The organism is Cellulomonas dongxiuzhuiae (assembly GCF_018623035.1).
Classification (GTDB): Bacteria; Actinomycetota; Actinomycetes; order Actinomycetales; family Cellulomonadaceae; genus Cellulomonas; species Cellulomonas dongxiuzhuiae.
Genome location: NZ_CP076023.1, coordinates 3,734,189 through 3,750,506, shown reverse-complemented (window position 1 = coordinate 3,750,506; position 16,318 = coordinate 3,734,189). Strand labels below are relative to the sequence as shown.

19 protein-coding genes are annotated in these 16,318 nt (G+C 77.1%); 14 read left to right on the top strand and 5 right to left on the bottom strand.

Features of this window, described 5'->3' with window-relative positions:
* Positions 1 to 135 precede the first annotated feature (135 nt).
* From KKR89_RS16910 to KKR89_RS16870, 9 genes are all read left to right on the top strand, one after another.
* A complete protein-coding gene (locus KKR89_RS16910) occupies positions 136 to 693 on the top strand; it encodes an AMIN-like domain-containing (lipo)protein (protein ID WP_208196487.1) in 558 nt (185 codons plus the stop codon).
* Between the two features lie 157 nt (positions 694 to 850).
* Positions 851 to 1,627, top strand: coding sequence for a DUF4129 domain-containing protein (locus KKR89_RS16905; RefSeq protein WP_208287300.1), 777 nt, complete (start codon positions 851 to 853; stop codon positions 1,625 to 1,627).
* Positions 1,624 to 2,184: a hypothetical protein gene (locus tag KKR89_RS16900; RefSeq protein WP_208196485.1), complete on the top strand. Its 561-nt coding sequence runs from the start codon at positions 1,624 to 1,626 to the stop codon at positions 2,182 to 2,184. Before KKR89_RS16905 ends, KKR89_RS16900 begins: the two co-directional genes overlap by 4 nt.
* Positions 2,181 to 3,161, top strand: a complete 981-nt coding sequence (locus KKR89_RS16895) for an AAA family ATPase (protein ID WP_208196484.1) — start codon at positions 2,181 to 2,183, stop codon at positions 3,159 to 3,161. The genes KKR89_RS16900 and KKR89_RS16895 overlap by 4 nt, the downstream gene beginning before the upstream one ends.
* On the top strand, positions 3,158 to 4,540 hold the full coding sequence (locus KKR89_RS16890; RefSeq protein ID WP_208196483.1) for a DUF58 domain-containing protein: 1,383 nt from the start codon (positions 3,158 to 3,160) through the stop codon (positions 4,538 to 4,540). Before KKR89_RS16895 ends, KKR89_RS16890 begins: the two co-directional genes overlap by 4 nt.
* Positions 4,537 to 5,175, top strand: a complete 639-nt coding sequence (locus KKR89_RS16885) for a hypothetical protein (protein WP_208196482.1) — start codon at positions 4,537 to 4,539, stop codon at positions 5,173 to 5,175. Before KKR89_RS16890 ends, KKR89_RS16885 begins: the two co-directional genes overlap by 4 nt.
* A 105-nt stretch (positions 5,176 to 5,280) precedes the next feature.
* Positions 5,281 to 5,556, top strand: a complete 276-nt coding sequence (locus tag KKR89_RS16880; RefSeq protein WP_208196481.1) for a hypothetical protein — start codon at positions 5,281 to 5,283, stop codon at positions 5,554 to 5,556.
* A complete protein-coding gene (locus tag KKR89_RS16875) occupies positions 5,547 to 6,434 on the top strand; it encodes a hypothetical protein (protein WP_208196480.1) in 888 nt (295 codons plus the stop codon). The genes KKR89_RS16880 and KKR89_RS16875 overlap by 10 nt, the downstream gene beginning before the upstream one ends.
* Positions 6,359 to 7,174, top strand: coding sequence for a lipase family protein (locus KKR89_RS16870; protein WP_208196479.1), 816 nt, complete (start codon positions 6,359 to 6,361; stop codon positions 7,172 to 7,174). The genes KKR89_RS16875 and KKR89_RS16870 overlap by 76 nt, the downstream gene beginning before the upstream one ends.
* Here KKR89_RS16870 and KKR89_RS16865 read toward each other — a convergent pair.
* Positions 7,137 to 7,511: a phage holin family protein gene (locus tag KKR89_RS16865; protein ID WP_208196478.1), complete on the bottom strand. Its 375-nt coding sequence runs from the start codon at positions 7,509 to 7,511 to the stop codon at positions 7,137 to 7,139. The genes KKR89_RS16870 and KKR89_RS16865 overlap by 38 nt on opposite strands.
* On the opposite strand from KKR89_RS16865, the gene KKR89_RS16860 reads away from it, so the two are divergent.
* The 3 genes from KKR89_RS16860 to KKR89_RS18435 all read left to right on the top strand — a co-directional run bounded on the left by KKR89_RS16860 (position 7,510) and on the right by KKR89_RS18435 (position 9,151).
* Positions 7,510 to 7,650, top strand: a complete 141-nt coding sequence (locus tag KKR89_RS16860; RefSeq protein WP_208196477.1) for a hypothetical protein — start codon at positions 7,510 to 7,512, stop codon at positions 7,648 to 7,650. The two genes, KKR89_RS16865 and KKR89_RS16860, sit on opposite strands and share 2 nt — an antisense overlap.
* Before the next feature lie 51 nt (positions 7,651 to 7,701).
* Positions 7,702 to 8,781 (top strand): histidinol-phosphate transaminase, encoded by a 1,080-nt coding sequence (gene hisC, locus KKR89_RS16855; RefSeq protein WP_208197239.1) that lies wholly within the window; start codon positions 7,702 to 7,704, stop codon positions 8,779 to 8,781.
* Between the two features lie 73 nt (positions 8,782 to 8,854).
* Positions 8,855 to 9,151: a DUF805 domain-containing protein gene (locus KKR89_RS18435; protein ID WP_208197321.1), complete on the top strand. Its 297-nt coding sequence runs from the start codon at positions 8,855 to 8,857 to the stop codon at positions 9,149 to 9,151.
* Here KKR89_RS18435 and KKR89_RS16845 read toward each other — a convergent pair.
* Positions 9,093 to 9,980 carry a cytochrome c oxidase assembly protein gene (locus tag KKR89_RS16845; protein ID WP_208196476.1) on the bottom strand — a complete coding sequence of 296 codons (888 nt, stop codon included), beginning with the start codon at positions 9,978 to 9,980 and terminating at the stop codon, positions 9,093 to 9,095. The genes KKR89_RS18435 and KKR89_RS16845 overlap by 59 nt on opposite strands.
* Positions 9,977 to 10,489, bottom strand: a complete 513-nt coding sequence (locus tag KKR89_RS16840) for a DUF2243 domain-containing protein (RefSeq protein ID WP_251140936.1) — start codon at positions 10,487 to 10,489, stop codon at positions 9,977 to 9,979. The genes KKR89_RS16845 and KKR89_RS16840 overlap by 4 nt, the downstream gene beginning before the upstream one ends.
* Before the next feature lie 344 nt (positions 10,490 to 10,833).
* On the opposite strand from KKR89_RS16840, the gene KKR89_RS16835 reads away from it, so the two are divergent.
* Entirely contained in the window at positions 10,834 to 13,695 is a 2,862-nt protein-coding gene (locus KKR89_RS16835; protein WP_208196475.1) for an AfsR/SARP family transcriptional regulator, read from the top strand.
* A 2-nt stretch (positions 13,696 to 13,697) separates the two neighbouring features.
* On the opposite strand, the gene KKR89_RS16830 is transcribed toward KKR89_RS16835, so the two are convergent.
* Both KKR89_RS16830 and KKR89_RS16825 read right to left on the bottom strand, forming a co-directional pair.
* Complete coding sequence (locus KKR89_RS16830; protein ID WP_208196474.1) at positions 13,698 to 14,291, bottom strand: helix-turn-helix transcriptional regulator; 594 nt, start codon at positions 14,289 to 14,291, stop codon at positions 13,698 to 13,700.
* 85 nt (positions 14,292 to 14,376) lie between these two features.
* Positions 14,377 to 15,786, bottom strand: a complete 1,410-nt coding sequence (locus tag KKR89_RS16825; RefSeq protein WP_208196473.1) for a LysM peptidoglycan-binding domain-containing protein — start codon at positions 15,784 to 15,786, stop codon at positions 14,377 to 14,379.
* A gap of 223 nt (positions 15,787 to 16,009) precedes the next feature.
* Between KKR89_RS16825 and KKR89_RS16820 the strand changes: the two genes are divergently transcribed.
* Positions 16,010 to 16,306, top strand: a complete 297-nt coding sequence (locus KKR89_RS16820; RefSeq protein ID WP_191784887.1) for a WXG100 family type VII secretion target — start codon at positions 16,010 to 16,012, stop codon at positions 16,304 to 16,306.
* Positions 16,307 to 16,318: the final 12 nt, after the last annotated feature.

Below are 16,318 nucleotides of genomic sequence, written 5' to 3'. Positions count from 1 at the left end.
TGGTCGCCTGCGTGCCCACTTCCCGGACGGAGGGCGGCGCGGTGCATCAGACCGTGGGGCTCCCGCCTCCTCCCTGGGGGGGCCGGGACCGTCCGCGCCCCGCTCGACCGACGTCGTTCGAGAAGGAGGGCCATCATGCGCAACCGCTCGCTGCGCGTCCTGCTCGCGCTGCTGCTGACGGCGGTGACGGGCCTGGCGCTCGCGCCCGCCGCCGCAGCACATCCCTACTGCGGCCTCACGTGGGGGTCGCTCGACAGAGCCGCGGGGGACATGTCCGCCGGCACCCTCACGGACGTCCGCGCCGGGCGGCACGCCTGCTACGACCGGCTCGTGCTCGACGTCGACGCCCCGCTCACCGGCTGGTCCGTGCGGTACGTCGACCAGGTCGTCCAGGACGGCTCCGGGTTCGTCGTCCCCGTCCAGGGCGGTGCACGGCTGGAGGTCGTCGCCCGGGTCGGCGTCGTCCCCACGGACTCCTGGTTCACGCCCGGCGGCGCCCTCGTCGACACGGCCGGCTACACCACGTTCCGTGACGTGCGGTGGGCCGGCAGCTTCGAGGGCGTCACGACCGTCGGCCTCGGCGTGCGCTCACGGCTGCCGTTCCGGGCGCTCGTCCTCGCAGGGCCGGGGGCGGCCTCACGGCTCGTCGTCGACGTCGCGCACCGGTGGTGCGAGCCGGGGCACACCTGCTGAGGGCGACCGGGCGGGCGTGACACACCGCAGACCGCGGCGCACGTCTCGCCCGGACCGGCGCGCTGTCGTGTGCGGACACCCGACGCACCGATAGCCTGGCGCCCCGTCGATCCCCCCATGACGCGTCCCCGCGCCGGGGACCGCACCGAGGAGTCCTGTGCCGGCACGTCGTACCAGCGTGGCCACCGTCCTCGCCGCGCTGCTGGTCGTCGTCGGGGTGCTGGGCGCGGCGCTGAGCGGTCCGCTGTCGCTCGAGTCGCGGTCGGGGCCCGAGCCGACGTTCACACCGCCGCCGGGTCCCACGATCACCACGACGGTGACGCCCCCGCCCTCGGAGGACTACCTGGACGACCCCACGCCGCCCACCGGTCTCGTGTGGCTGGTGCGTGCCGTGCAGACGCTCGTGGTGCTGGCGATCCTGACGGGCGTCGCGCTGCTGCTGCGGCGCGCGCTGCGCGGCTGGCGGCTCGACCGCGCCGAGGACCCCGGGGACGACGTCGAGCCCGGCGACGAGGCCGGGGACGAGCTGAGCGACACGGCCGTCGAGGTGCTGCGCGAGGGCGTGCGGGCGGCGACGCGCGCGCTCGAGGACGACGTCCCGCCGGGTGACGCCGTGATCGGCGCGTGGGTCGCGGTCGAGACCGCGGCGGCGCGCACCGGCGTCGTCCGCGACCGTGCGGAGACCGCCAGCGAGTTCGCCGTGCGCGTGCTCGGCGCGACGCGCGCGGACCCCACCGCGACGCGTGAGCTGCTGACCCTGTACCTCGCCGCGCGGTTCGGTGCGCACGGGGTCGACGTCGACGACGTGGGACGTGCGCGGGACCTGCTGGCGGTCGTCGGGCGGGGCCTCGTGCCGCGTGCGGACGGCGCCGCCGACCCGGACCCCGAGCCCGGCACCGGCCCGACCCCGCACGACGACGGGGGCACGCCGTGACCCGCGTGCGCGCCGCGGCCCGGGCGGCGTGGGCCGTCGTGTGGCGTCCCCTCGCGGGCGGCGCCGGGGTGGGCGTCGTGGTGTGGGCGCTCGGCATGAGGGCGGCGTCGGCGGTCGTCGTCGCCCTCGCGGCCGCGACGCTCGTCGCCGTCCTGCAGCGCGTCGACGGCGCCGCCGAGCCACGGCCCACGCGCCGGCGCCACGAGGCGCGCGACGGCGCCCGCGGCGAGGTGCTCGACCTCGCGTGGACCATGGTCGGCCGCGACGGCCGCGCCGGCGAGCGCGCGCTGCGCCGGCTGCGGGAGGCGGGTGCCCGACGCGTCGCCCGGCACGGCCTCGACCTCGACGCCCCCGAGCAGGCCGACGCCGTGACGGCGCTGATCGGCGCCCGGGCGCGCGCGACGCTCACCCGCCGGACGCACCCGCTGCCGACCGTCCGCGACCTCGTCCACACCCTCGACGTCCTGGAACGCCTGGGCGCCACCCGCTCACGCCCCGCGACGTCGCGACCCGACCCCGAGCCCGACCCCGAGCCCCACCCGAGGAGCCCCCGATGACGCCGACCCCCGAGCCGCTGCCCGTCGCCGAGGTCGCGCGCAGCGGCAGCGCCGTCCTCGACGAGGTCGCCACCGCGGTCGTCGGCATGCGCCAGCCGCTGCGCGTCGCGCTCGCGGCGCTGCTGGCCGGCGGGCACGTCCTGTTCGAGGACGTCCCCGGGCTCGGCAAGACGCTCGCGGCGCGCAGCCTGGCCACCGCTCTCGGCCTGGACTTCCGGCGCATCCAGTGCACGCCGGACCTGCTGCCGTCCGACGTCACGGGCTCCAGCGTCTTCGACCCCGCGACGTCCGAGTTCGAGTTCCGCCCCGGTCCGATCTTCACGGGCCTGCTGCTCGCCGACGAGATCAACCGCACCGCCCCCAAGACGCAGTCCGCGCTGCTCGAGGCGATGGCCGAGCGGCAGGTCAGCGTGGACGGGACGACGCACCTGCTGCCCGCACCGTTCCACGTCGTCGCCACGTCGAACCCCGTGGAGTACGAGGGGACGTACCCGCTGCCCGAGGCGCAGCTCGACCGGTTCATGGTGCGCCTGGCCGTCGGGTACCCCGAGCGCGCGTCCGAGGTCGACGTGCTGGCCCGGCGCCTCGCGCGCCGCCAGGAGGGCGCGTCGGTCCGGCAGGTCGTCGACGTGCCGACGCTGCTCGCCATGCAGGCCGGCGTCGAGGCCGTCGCGGTGGACGGCGACGTGCTCGCGTACTGCGTCGACCTCGCCGCCGCGACGCGCGCGCACCGGGCCGTCGAGGTCGGGGCGTCGCCGCGCGGGTCGCAGGCGCTGGTCCTCGTGGCCCGCGCGCTCGCGGTGCTCGACGGGCGGGACTACGTCGCGCCGGAGGACGTGAAGGCGGTCGCCGCGCCCGCGCTCGCGCACCGCCTGTCGCTGACGCCGCAGGCGTGGGCGGCAGGGCTGGCACCCGAGGCGGTCGTGCAGGAGGTGCTCGCGCAGGTCGCCGGGCCGACGACGGCACGCCGCGCGTGAGCGTGCCCGAGCCGCCGCCCGCGCGGCCGCCGACGTGGGGGTCGCACCCTGCAGGTCCGGCAGGCACGGACGGGCCGGGTGCCGGGCCGTGGTCGCCCGCGCTGGCCGTCACCTGCGCGTCCGCCGCGTGCCTGGTGCTGCTCGTGGTGGGCGTCCTCGCGGCGCGGCCCGACGTGGCCGTGCTGGGCGCAGCACCGCTGGTCCTCGCGGTGCGGGCGCTGCGCGGGCGGCCGTCGGGGGCGTCGACGGCACGGTTCGAGACGGGCGACGACGACGACCCCGACGCCCTCGGCCGGGCGGGCCGGCTGCGCGCGACCCTGGTCGTCGAGGGCCCCGGCCCCTGGGCCGCGGTCACCACGACGCGGCAGGGCCGCACGGGCGCCGACGTGCTCGTGCGCGTCGACGGCACGCGGCGCCTGACCGTCGTCGCGCGCACCGTGCGCACCGGACCGCAGGAGGTCGCGTCGGCCGACGTGCAGGGCGTGGGGCCCGACGGCGCGTCCGTCGCCGAGCCGACCCCGACCGTGACCCGCTCGACGGTCGTGCTGCCCGCGACCACGCCGCTGCTGGACCTGCCGCTGCCCACGCGGCTGCGCGGCCTGACCGGCCCGCACGAGTCGCGCCGGCCCGGCGAGGGCGGCGGGCTGCGCGACGTGCACCCGTGGGTGCCCGGCGACCGGCTGCGCCGCATCGACTGGCGCGTCACGGCGCGCCGCTCGCCCGACCTGCGCGAGCTGTACGTGCGGCGCGAGCACGCGCAGGCCGAGGCCGTCGTGATGCTCGTCGTCGACTCCCGCGACGACCTGGGCCCCGACCCGCGGACCTGGCGCGGGTCCGTCGCACCGCGCGCGCAGGACGCCACGTCCCTGGACCGCGCGCGGCAGGCCGCCGCGTCCCTGGCCCGCGCGTACCTCGAGCGCGGCGACCGCGTCGGGCTCGACGACCTCGGTGTGCGCCGCAGGCCCGTCGCTCCCGGGGGCGGACGCCGCCAGCTCGACCGCATCCGGCACGCGCTCGCGCTGACCGCACCCGAGGGCGAGCCGACCGCTCGGCTGCGGCCGCCGCGGCTGCCGTCGGGGGCCCTCGTCGTGGTGTTCTCGACGTTCCTCGACGACGAGTCGGCGGCCGTCGCCGCACGCTGGCGCACCGCCGGCCACCGCGTCGTCGCCGTCGACGTGCTGCCCCGCCTGCGCACGTCCGGGCTGTACGACCGCGAGCGGCTCGCGCTGCGCATGATGACCCTGACGCGCGAGGACCGCATGGCCGAGCTCGCCGACCAGGACGTCGAGCTCGTGACCTGGCGCGACCAACCGGCCGTGGCGCTGCGTGTGCTCGCGCGGCGCGCCCGGCGGCACGCGGGAGCGGGGGTGCCGCGATGAGCGCGAGGTTCGGCTCCGAGGGGTTCGGGGCGTGGGTGCTGGACCGGCTCGGACCGGCCGCGCGGGCGCCGCGGCGGGGCGGCGAGCCGCCGGAGGTGGACGTGGTCACCGGGCCGACCGTGTCCGCGCTGACCCTCCGGGCGGCGCTCGCGCTCGTCGGCGTCGCGGCCGTGGTGGTCGCGGCGACGATGCCGGGGCGGGTCGTGCCCCTCGAGGTCCTGGTCGCGATGGTGGCCGTGGGGGTGCTGCCCGCGGTCCTGCCGCGCTGGCCGGTGGCGGCCGTGGTCGTGCTGGTCGTGGGCGTGCGGGTGCTCGTCGCGGACCCCGCGTCGCCGCTGGTCCTGGCGGCGCTCGTGCTGCTGGTGCACGCGCTGCTGCGGCTCGCGGCGGTCGCGGCGCGCACGGGGTGGCGCACGCGCGTCGAGCTCGCGGTGCTGGCCGACGACCTGCGCGCGGCGCTCGTCGTGCAGGGGGCCGCGCAGGTGCTCGCGCTGCTGGCCGGGGCGGTGGCGGCCGGCGCCGACGGCGGCGCGTGGCGGTTCGCCGGGCTGGCGGCGGTCGTCGGGCTGTCCGTCCTGGCGCTCGCGCGGCCCGCGCGGCCGTGGTGGCGCGCGCGGCCCGACCGGCTGGGGTGACCGGGCGGCGCGCGAGCCGACCACAGGCGCCCCGGTCCGCGGGCTCGTCCCCGGGTCCGACGGGTCCGCGCCCGCGGGTGGCCGTCCGTCCCTAGCGTCGGGGTCATGTCGACCACTGCCATCGCCGCCGCGCTCATGGACGTGCGCGCCGAGGTCTGGGCGGCGCAGGTCGCGGTGGTGCGCGCCGGCACGGCGACGTGGGCGGGCGACGCGGCGGACGCCGCCGAGGCACGCCGCGCCGACCTGCTGACGGACCTGCGGCGGTGCCTCGACGCGCTGGACGCGGCGGACCGCCTCGTGGACGCCGCCCGGCGGGCCGAGCAGCGGTGCGTCGCGGGGAGAGTGGCGCCGCTGGGGGTCAGGAGCGTGGCGTGGGCGTGAGGGACGGCCGCTCGCTCACGCTCGGCGGCGGGCGGCACGTGCTCGTCGACGCTGCCGAGCTCGTCGTCGCCGCGCAGGGGCTGCGGGCCGCGCGCGACGGGCTCGACGTCGCGGACGCCCGGCTGCGGGCCGCGGCGTGGCAGGCCGCGGCGCTCGCGGGCGACGTGCCGGAGGCGGGTGCCCTGCTCGACGCGCTCGACACCCTCCGGGAGGTGCGGTGGGGCCCGGCCGCACTCGCGCAGGGCGTGGGGGAGCTGGCGACGCGGACGCGTGACGCCGCCGCGGCCTACGACCTCGCGGAGAGCGAGGCGCAGGCCCGGTGGGCGGGCGTCGTCGGGCTGCTCGGGCTCGTCGTCGGCACCGGACCGTTCGGGCCCGTCCTGCTCAGCGGCGCGGCGGTGGCGGTCGCGGTCGGGGGCCTGCTGCTCGACGAGGCGCGGCAGCTCGCGGTCGACCCGTTCGGGGCGTTGTCGCCGGGGGAGGTGCGCGACGACCTCGACCGGCTGGCGTCGGTGCCGCAGCGCGTCGTCGCCGACGGGCGCGGGGCCCTGGTGCTGCAGCTGCTCGCGGCCGCGCTGGGCTCGATGACGGGTGCGCACGGGCCGCACCTCGACCCGGTCGGCGGTTCTCGGCGCACGTCGCGGGCGTGCTCCCGGCGCGCGACGTGCGGCTGGTGCCGCGCACCGACCCGCCCGACCTCGCCGCACCGCGCGGCGTCGAGGACCTGGTCGACCTCGTCGCGCGCACGTATGACGACGGCACCCCCACGGGCGAGCCGGGGACGCCGCTGGCGACGCTCACCGTGCAGCGCCTCGACCACGCCGACGGCACGCGCTCGTGGGTCGTGGCCGTCCCCGGCACCCGGGCGGCAGGCCTGACGGGCGACGTGCCCACGGACAACGGCACCAACCTCGCGCTCGAGGGCGGCGTGCCCGACGTCATGACCCGTGCCGTCGTCGCGGCGATGGGCGAGGCGGGGATCGGCGCCGACGAGCCCGTCGCGCTCGTCGGGCACAGCCAGGGCGGGATGGTCGCGACCAGCGTGGCAGCGGCGACGGTCGGGACGTACGCGGTGCGGCTCGTCGTCACCGCCGGGTCGCCCGACGTCCCGGCGGTCCCGCCGCCCGGCGCCGCGACGCTCACGCTGCGCCACCGCGAGGACGCCGTGACGATCCTCGACGGGAAGGTCGGCGAGCGCGGGGGACCGCGCACGCTGTCGGTGGTGCGGGACCTCGCGGCCACGGGTGGCCCCCTGCGGCCGTCGTTCACCGAGGCGCACGCGGTCGCGGGCTACGTGCGGACCGGCGCACTCGTCGACGACGCGCTCGGCGACCTGCCCGCCGACGACCCGGTGCGTCGCGCGCTCACCGACGTCCTGGGCGAGCAGCGCGTGAGCGCGACGACGACGCAGGTCACCGTCGCGGTGGGGCCGCCGCCGGACCCCGTCGCCCCCGCGACGCCGACGGTCGCGCGACCGCTCGACGCGGCACCCGCCGCACCGCTCGGGGCGCAGCCGCCGTGGCCGCCCGCGCCGGACGTCCCGTGGTCGCCGGCGGCCACGGGACGGGCGTGGAGCGTCCTCAGTCCCTCGACGTCATCGACGACAGCGCGAAGCTGACGAGCGACACGATGAGCGCCCCGAGGACCGCGGTGCCGAAGTTGTCGATCCGCAGCCCCCACGACGTCTGCCCGGTGATCCACGCCGTGAGCATGAGCATGAGCGCGTTCACCACGAGGGTGAACAGCCCGAGCGTGAGGATGTAGAGGGGGAGGGAGAGCAGCGCGACCACCGGCTTGACGATCGCGTTGACGATGCCGAACACGAGGGCGACGAGCAGGATGACGCCGACCGAGCCTGCGGTCGAGTCACCGCCGATCACCGTCAGGCCGGGCAGGATGACGGTGGCCAGCCAGATGGCGACACCGTTGACGAGCACGCGCACGACGAATCCCATGGCCCTGATCCTGCCCCGTCAGGGGTGGATCGCGCAGGACCAGACCCGCCGCCCGCGTGCCCGCCGGGCGACCGGATCGCTCTCCGACGGACTGGCGCTGCTCGCCGAGCACCCCGACGTCGGGCACGGGGCGGCGTGACTGGATTGCTCTCTCGCAGGTGTGGGTGGGGGTGTGGGTGTGAGGGGTGGCATGCTGGCGCCCGTGAGTCGCGTTCCTCTCCGTCGTGCCTTCGCCGGGATGCCGGCGTACGTCCCGGGTGCGCGTGCCGCCGTCGGGGCCGCCGCGTACAAGCTGTCGTCCAACGAGAACGCGTACCCGCCCCTGCCGTCGGTGGTCGCGGCGATCGCCGACGCCGCCGTCGACGTCAACCGCTACCCCGACATGTACGCGACCGAGCTCACCGAGGCGATCGCGCAGCGGCTGGGGGTCGCCCCCGAGTCCGTGGTGGCCGGCACCGGGTCCGTCGCGGTCCTGGGGCACGTGCTCATGGCGGTGTGCGAGGCGGGCGACGAGGTCGTCCTGCCGTGGCGCTCCTTCGAGGCGTACCCGATCGCCGTCACGCTCGCCCACGCGCAGCAGGTCCGGGTGCCCGTCGGCGCGGACGGCCGCCTCGACCTGCCCGCGATGGCGGCGGCGGTCACCGAGCGCACGCGCGTCGTCCTGGTCTGCACGCCCAACAACCCCACGGGCCCGGCGGTGCGCGACGCCGAGCTGCGGGCGTTCCTCGCCGCCGTCCCGCGGGACGTGCTCGTGGTCGTCGACGAGGCGTACGTGGAGTTCGTCCGCGATCCCGAGGCCGCCGACGGGCTGGCGCTGCTCGCCGAGCACCCCAACGTCGTCGTCCTGCGCACGTTCTCCAAGGCGTACGGCCTGGCGGGGCTGCGCGTCGGGTACGCCGTGGCCCGCCCGCGGCTGGCGGCGGGGATCCGCACGGCCTCGACGCCGTTCGGGGTCTCGCACGTCGCGCAGCTCGCCGCGCTCGCGTCGTTGCGCGCCGAGACCGAGCTGCTCGTCCGCGTCGACGCGATCGTCGCCGAGCGGGTCCGCATGCTCGCGGGCCTGCGTGCGCAGGGCTGGGACGTGCCCGACAGCCAGGCGAACTTCGTGTGGCTCGCCCTCGGCGACCGCACCACGTCGTTCGCGGAGCGCTGCGCCCAGGCCGGTGCGATCGTGCGGCCGTTCGCCGGGGAGGGCCTGCGCGTGAGCGTGGGCGAGTCGGAGGCGACGGACATCTTCCTCGAGGTCGCGGCGGCGCACGCACCGCGCTGACCTGGACGTATGTCCGGTCCGGCCCGGTCGTGCTCGCCTCGCCGAGCCGGACGGCCGGGAGCACCATGGACGCATGGACACCGTGCTGATGCGTCTCCCGGCGCTCGTCGACCCCTCCGAGGGCGTCGAGACGGCCACGCAGTGGACCGACTGGCTGGCCGGGGGCATCGGGCTGGCCGTCCTCATCGTCGCCTACGTGATCATGCTCATCGCGTACGTGCGCATCATCCAGAAGGCCGGCTACTCCGGGTGGTGGGTGCTGGTCGGCCTCGTGCCCGTCCTCAACCTCGTGATGTTCCTGGTGTTCGCCTTCAGCACGTGGCCCGTGCTGAAGGAGAACGAGCGCCTGCGCGGGCAGGGGCGCTACTGAGCGCACCGGGCGCCGGGCGGTCGCGGCGTGCGTGCGACCGGTACCAGGCCGCCAGGACCGCGACCGCGAGCAGGATCTCGGCGACGTCCCCGCCGTAGTACATCCACTGCGCCGCGGCCTCGACCTCCGCCACGGTGTGGACACCACCCGGGGGCAGGCGGTCGGCGTGCGCGTAGAGCAGCTTGGCCAGCGCCGCGTGCGCCCCGCCGGCGACGACGAGCACGGCGACGCGGGTCGCCGTGCCGGGGCGCCGCGGCGCCGGGTCCGGACCGGCGAGCGCCCACGCGAACAGGTAGCCCGCGAGCAGGAAGTGCGCGTGCACGAGCGCGTGCGCGACGGCCGAGCGCGTCGTCAGCGCGTACAACGGCGTCAGGTAGAGGACCGCCATGCCGCCGACGTGCAGGACGGCCGCGGTCACCGGGTGCGCGACCACGTGGACGGGCCGGGCGCGCAGCACCCGGCCGACGGCCCGCCGGGCTGCCGGCGGCGCGACACCGAGCAGCAGGGTCAGGGGTGCGGCGAGCACGAGCGCGAGCGGGCCCAGCATGCCCAGCAGCAGGTGCTGGACCATGTGCCGGCTCGCGTCGCCCGGCACGACGACGAGCACGGGTGAGGAGGCGGCGGCCACCAGTGCGCACCCGATGACCCACGCGACGGTGCGAGCCGTGCGCCAGGGGCGCAGCCGCCGGCGGTGGTAGGCACGGGTCGCGGTCACGTACGCGACGGCGGCGACGACGGCGAGGACGACGGGCACGACCATGTCCGGGGTCCACGCCGACGCACCGTGACCGGCGTGCGGCCCGTGCGCGAGCGTCACCGCAGCGCTCACGCGGGCCCGTTCGTGGTGGCACGCTGCCGCGCCCACAGCAACGCGCCCACCGCGAGGAGCACCACCGCGCTGCCCGTCCACGCGACGTCGTACGGCAGCAGGTCCACGCCGTAGCGCACCTGGTGGACGCGCAGCAGCTTGTGGTCGACCAGGGCGTCGAAGAGCTGGAACGCGCCGGCGCCCAGGAAGAAGCCGGACCACGCCGCCCGGACGGCGAGCGCACCGCGACGGCGCTGGTCGAGCAGCAGGAAGAAGCCCGCGACCACGGCGACGAGCTCGGCCGCGTGGAGCAGGCCGTCGGACAGCAGCGCGGCGTCCGGCGTGCCGCGGTCGTAGAAGTGGTGCCACGCGAGGACCTGGTGGAACACGATCTCGTCGACCGCGGCCATGACGCCCGCGCCGACGAGGGCGGCGGCTCCTGCCGAGCGGCGGGCGGACGTCGGGGCGCGGTCGGTGAAGGGCGGACTCTGTGTCGGCGGCGGCGGCGGCTGCGGGGGCTCTGCGGTCACGGATCCTCCGGGTGGTCGTTGCCGAGCGTGGACCACCGGGCGTCGGTGCGCCACCGCAGGAACCGTCGAGCGGCGCCCGGACGGACGCACCACCACGTCCAGGATGCGGGAACGTCGGACGTGACGATCGCCACGCCGACGTGGCCCCGCGCGTGAGCCACGTGCGGCGACGGTGGCCGGTGTCACAGTCGGTTTCGCGCGAACGGGTGCGCCAGTCAGAGGGCACGTTGACGCCCGGCCGACGCGACCAGTAGAACTCAACCGGTCACACGTACGTCCCGTTCGCCCCGTTCTCTCCCTCCTGCCCGGCCGGCACCTTCCGCGTCGTGCTCCCGAGGAGCCTCGTGCCACCTGCGTCCACGTCGCTGCGCCTGCGCCTGCTGGGTGCGCCGCACGCCCTGGTCGACGACCGCCCGGTCGACCTCGGCGCGCCCAAGCAGTGCGCGGTGCTCGTGGGGCTCGCGCTGCGCGCGGGGCGGGCCGTCGGCCACGACGCGCTCGTCGACGGCACGTGGGGCGAGGGCGCACCGGCGAGCGCCCGCGGGAGCGTGCACACGTACGTGTCCGGGCTGCGTCGCGTGCTGGGGCCCGACGTGCTGCGCCGCACACCGACCGGCTACGTGCTGGCGGTCCCGGCCGATGCCGTCGACGCGCTCGACGTCGAGCGCCGTGCTCGCAGCGCGCGCGACGCCCGCGAGGCGTCCGACCTGCGAGGGGCGTTGGTCGGGATCGACTCCGCCCTCGGCCTGTGGCCCTCGGGCGACGTGCTCGCCGGCGTGCCCGGGCCGTTCGCAGCTGAGCAGCGCACGCACCTGGCGCAGCTGCGGGTGCGGCTGCTCGTCGAGCGCACCGAGCTGCTCGTCGCGTCCGGAGCGGGCCCGGCGGTGCTCGCGGACGCGGCCGACCGCCTCATGCTCGAGGTCGCGACGTACCCCTACGACGAGCGCCTGCGGTGCGCGCTCATGTCCGCGCTGGCGGGCAGCGGACGCACGGCGGCGGCGCTCGAGCAGTACGACGACCTGCGGCGTCAGCTCGCCGAGGGCCTCGGCATCGACCCGGGCGCAGCCGCCCGCGCCGCGCACGCGCGGATCCTCGCCGTGCCCGGTGCGCGGCACCCGGCCCTCCGGCGCCCGCCGACGTCCGACCGGCCGGCCGGTCTCGAGGACCCGCCACTGCCCGCCGCGCAGCCGCCCGCGGACCCCCGCGTGGCCCCCGCGCAGCTCCCGCCGGACCTCGCGGCCTTCGTCGGCCGCTCGCGCGAGCTCGTGGAGGTGCTGCGCGCGGCCGCGGGGCCCGACGGCCCGCGCGTCGTGTCGGTCGTCGGGGTCGGTGGCGTCGGCAAGACGACGCTCGCCGTGCGCACCGGCCACATGCTGCGCGACCGCTTCACCGACGGTCAGCTCTACGTCAACCTGCGGGGCTTCGACCCCCGTCACCCACCCGTCATGCCGTCGACCGCGCTGCGTCAGCTGCTCGCGGCCCTCGGGGTGCTGTCCGCGCCGCAGCAGCACGACCAGCTCGTCGCGCTGTGGCGCAGCATGGTCGCGGACCGCCGCCTGCTCGTGGTGCTCGACAACGCCGCGTCGACCGAGCAGGTCGAGGACCTGCTGCCGGGGTCCCCGTCGTGCTTCGTGCTCGTCACCAGCCGCGACCGGCTGGGCGGCCTCGCGGTCCGGCACGGCGCCCGGAGCGTGCCACTCGCCCGCTTCGAGCCCGCGGAGGCGCGTGAGCTGCTCGAGGGGACGATCGGTGCCGACGTCGTGGCCCGCGAGCCCGACGCGACCCGCCGCCTCGTCGAGCTGTGCGACGCGCTGCCGTTCGCCCTGCGCATCGCCGCCGAGCAGGTCCACGCCGGCCCGGGCGCGTCGATCGGCGCGATGGTCGCGCGGCTCGTGGACTCCCGGCACCGGCTCGACGTGCTGGACCTCGACGACGGCCCGTCGGCGTCCGTGCGCGGCGTCCTGGCGACCTCGACCGCCGCGCTCGACGCGGAGCAGCGGCGCACGCTGTCCCTGCTGGCGGCGCTGCCGTGCCAGAGCACGTCGGTGCTCGCGACGGCGGCCCTCGTGGACGTCGCGCCCGCGCGTGCCGCGCAGCTGCTGGACCAGCTCCACGACCACCACCTCCTGGAGGCGGTCGACGGCCGGTACGCCATGCACGACCTGACGCGTGCGCACGCCGCCGAGCTCGCGGAGCGCCTCGGCGAGGACGAGCGCGCGGACGCCCGCGAGCGCCTGCTCGCCTGGTACGTGTGCACGCTCGTCGCCAGCACCCACCACCGGCGCCTGCAGTTCGACCCGCCACCGCCGCGCCACGAGCTGCCCCTGCTCGCGGACGCCGCGGCACTGCTGCGCTGGACCCTCGCCGAGCTCGCCAACATGACGGCGCTGGTGCGCGACGGGCACGCGCACGGCCACCACCGGCTGGTGTGGCAGATGGTCGCCCTGCTCTTCGAGACGTACTACGCGGCGGCCGGCGCCACCGAGTGGCTCGACTCGCTGCGCGTCGCGTCGCGCTCCGCACGTGCGCTGGGCGACACGCGCGCGCAGGCCGTCCTGCTCAACCACGAGAGCGTGGCCTGCTCGCGGCTGGGCCGCAACGACGCGTCCGTGCAGCGGCTGCGGGAGGCGCTGCGGCTGCTCGACGGTGACAGGTGGTGGTACCGCGTGAGCGTCGTCAGCAACCTCGCGTCCACGCTGCGCGAGGCCGCCCAGTACGACGCGGCCCTCGTCGCGGCCCACGAAGCGCACGCCGCGGCGCGGGACCTCGGTGACGGCTACTACCAGGTCGCGGCGGGCGACGTGCTGTGCGAGCTGTACGCCGAGCTCGGCGACTGGGACGCGGCCGTGCGGCACGGGGAGCCGGCGCTCGCGATCGCGCGCGTCGAGGGGCACCGCGTCCTGGAGGCGAACCTGCTGGTCAACCTGGGGCTCGCGGCCGACGGGCTCGGCGACCACGACGCCGCGCAGCGGCGCTTCGCCCACGTCCTGCACCTGTGCGCGGACATGGGGGACCTCTACCACGAGGCGCTGGCGCTGTTCGGCCTCGCGCGCGTGCGTGCCGCCCGCGACGGGCCTGCGGGGGAGCAGGAGGCGCGGCGCGACGCGGAACGGGCGCTCGACAGGTTCCGGCAGCTGGGTGCCGAGGAGGCGGGCGCGGTCCAGGAGTTCCTCGCACGCATGACGGTCGACGCCGCGCTGCGGTAGCGCTACCCGGCGAGCGCGGCCGCGACGGGCCGGAGCGTCGACACGGTGCGCGGCGCCGGGGTGCGGGCCGACGGGGCGCGCGCCGACGAGGTCCGCGCCGACTGCCAGATGAGCACGGCCTCCACGCGGCCCGCGGCGCCGAGCTTGCCGAAGATCCGGTTGACGTGGTTCTTGACGGTCTTCACCGTGACGCCCAGCTCGTCCGCGATCTCGGTGTTGCGCAGGCCCCGGGCGACGCACGCCATCACCTGCGACTCGCGCGGCGACAGGTCCGCCACCGCGGTGGCGTCGCGGCGCGCCGGCGCGGGGTCGTCGTCGCGCTCGGCGGTCGCGAGCGTCAGGCGGTAGCGCGCGCTCGGCGTCGTCGCGAGCCGCGGTGCCACCGCCCCGACGAGGTGGTGCAGGGCGTCGCCCACGGCCGTCGGTGCCGGGCGCGCCCCGGCGCCCGGCAGGACCGTGACCTCGAACGTCGGCGGTGCGTCGTCCAGCACCACGTCGAGACCGCGGCTCGCGAAGACGCCGCGGATGCGCGCCTCGATCTCCGGGCTGGAGATCGCGATCCGCATCCGGTAGCCGGCCGTCGGTGTCGTCGTCATGGGACGACTCTGCGTCGGCGTCCTCCAGGCGTCCTCCAGATCCGCTCCAGACGCCCTGCAGGTGCAGCCGCAGCACGTCGCCGGCTCAGACGAGCTCGAGGCGCGGGGCACCGGTCCGGACGTGCACGTCGGTGTCGAGGGGGCCGCCCGTCGCGACGCCCTCGGCGTCGAGCGTCAGACGCCAACGCGCCCAGTCCCGCCCGGCGGCACCCACCACGACGACCGCCCACGCCGGGTCCTCGGCCAGCAGCGCGAGCCGGTCCGCGTCGCGGCGACGGGCGTCGGCGACGACGAGCACACCGCCGGCCGCCGCGGTGATCGCGCCCCCGGCCTCGTCGAGCCGCCCGTACGACGACCCGCCGAGCCCCACCGCCACGACCGGCACGTGCCGCGACCACGGGCTGCTCGCCAGCTCGTGCAGCCACCGCTCCGCGAGCCGCGTCGCCTCGGCGGCGTCACCCTCGAGGCAGATCCCCGGGCCGGCCTGCGCGAGGTCGACCAGGACGCGCCCGCGCACGTCGTCGCCCAGGGTCACCAGGCCCGGGAAGGGCGCCACCACGTGCGCGTCGAGCGCGACGTCCTGCAGCGGACGCATCGGCGACGTCCACGTGCGCCCGTCGTCGGTCGCGGACCAGCCGGCCGGGGGGTGCACGTCGGGCGTGCGCAGGCGCAGGTGGACCTCGTCGTCCGCGAGGACGAGCGCGTGCACACCGGGGACCGCGCGCCCCGCGTCGGCGCACGCGCGGGCCAGCGCACGGGTCGTGCGGTCGATCGTCCAGGCGCCCGGGTCCTCGCGGTGCACGACCGGGGCGGGGGGCGCATCGCGTCGGGCGCGCCGGCGGCGGACGACGCCCACCCCGACACCGACCAGCAGGACGAGCACCCCGATGCCCGCGCTCACCGCGAGGGCCACGAGCGCCACCGTCCCCGGGTCGAACGACGGCAGCGAGGTCGCCGGTGCGTCGTCGGACGCCGCGGCCGACGACCCGTCGGTGGCGCCGCTGCCCGACGCGTGCTCGGTGGCACCCTGCGCGGGGCTCGGCGTGGGCGTCGGGCGGACGGCCACGGGTGGCAGCGTCGGCAGGGGGCCGACGACGACACCGTCGCCCACCGCGTCGGGCGGCAGCAGCAGCACCCAGCCGGGGCGGATGACGTTGGGGTCGCTGACGGTCATGCCGCCGGGCTGTGCGCGGCCCTCGTTGAGCTCGTAGATCTCCAGCGCGCGGTCACCGGTGCCCAGCAGCCGCTCGGCGATCGAGAAGAGGAACTCGGGCTGGCCCTCCCACGAGTCCTGGACGACGTAGTACGTCACGTCACCGGCCTGCTCGTCGACCGTCGTCGTGCCCGACGTGCCCGCCAGGGCGACGGCCGTCGCCGGGCCGGTGCCCCCGGCGACGAGCGGGACCGTGACCGCGAGCGCGACGGCCAGCCGCACCGCCGTGGCCCGGCCGGTGCGCGCACCCCGGGGCCGTCCCCGCAGGCCAGACCGTTCCATGTGTGCTCCCCGAGTCGCGGCTGCCGGCCGACGACACGTGGGCGCCGACTCTCGTGCCGATCGTCGGGGGCCGCGACGGAGCGGGACAAACCCGCCCTGGGCCCGCGGGCCCAGCAGGGCGGCGACGTGGTGGACCGGACCGACCGGGCGTTCCTAGCGTCGTGGGCGCTGGCACCGCGCCGTCGTGGCGACCGGGTGCCGGCTCGACCCGAAGGGACCACCGATGCCGAACCTGAACATCACGTACGCCGACATGAGCGACAGCGCGAGCAGGCTGCGCAGCAACAAGGCGGAGGTCGACGCGCGCCTGTCGGACACCAAGTCGCTCGTGAACTCGCTCGTCGCCTCGGGCTTCGTCACCGACCAGGCGTCCGTCCGGTTCGACGAGGTCAACACCGAGTTCGTCACGGCGGCGAACGAGCTCATGACGACGCTCGAGTCGCTCTCGAGCTGGCTCGACCAGGCCGTGACGGCCCTGCAGGACGTGGACACGCAGATGGCGAGCTCGCTGCGCAGCTGACCGCGTCCCGCC

Excerpts from the sequence above, each read along its gene's own strand:
- KKR89_RS16865 (WP_208196478.1), bottom strand. The coding sequence starts at position 7,511 with ATGGGATTCGTCGTGCGCGTGCTCGTCAACGGTGTCGCCATCTGGCTG.
- KKR89_RS16825 (WP_208196473.1), bottom strand. The coding sequence starts at position 15,786 with ATGGAACGGTCTGGCCTGCGGGGACGGCCCCGGGGTGCGCGCACCGGC.
- KKR89_RS16910 (WP_208196487.1), top strand. The coding sequence starts at position 136 with ATGCGCAACCGCTCGCTGCGCGTCCTGCTCGCGCTGCTGCTGACGGCG.
- KKR89_RS16860 (WP_208196477.1), top strand. The coding sequence starts at position 7,510 with ATGGCCCTGATCCTGCCCCGTCAGGGGTGGATCGCGCAGGACCAGACC.
- KKR89_RS16820 (WP_191784887.1), top strand. The coding sequence starts at position 16,010 with ATGCCGAACCTGAACATCACGTACGCCGACATGAGCGACAGCGCGAGC.
- KKR89_RS16895 (WP_208196484.1), top strand. The coding sequence starts at position 2,181 with ATGACGCCGACCCCCGAGCCGCTGCCCGTCGCCGAGGTCGCGCGCAGC.
- KKR89_RS18435 (WP_208197321.1), top strand. The coding sequence starts at position 8,855 with ATGGACACCGTGCTGATGCGTCTCCCGGCGCTCGTCGACCCCTCCGAG.
- hisC (WP_208197239.1), top strand. The coding sequence starts at position 7,702 with ATGCTGGCGCCCGTGAGTCGCGTTCCTCTCCGTCGTGCCTTCGCCGGG.
- KKR89_RS16880 (WP_208196481.1), top strand. The coding sequence starts at position 5,281 with ATGTCGACCACTGCCATCGCCGCCGCGCTCATGGACGTGCGCGCCGAG.
- KKR89_RS16885 (WP_208196482.1), top strand. The coding sequence starts at position 4,537 with ATGAGCGCGAGGTTCGGCTCCGAGGGGTTCGGGGCGTGGGTGCTGGAC.
- KKR89_RS16830 (WP_208196474.1), bottom strand. The coding sequence starts at position 14,291 with ATGACGACGACACCGACGGCCGGCTACCGGATGCGGATCGCGATCTCC.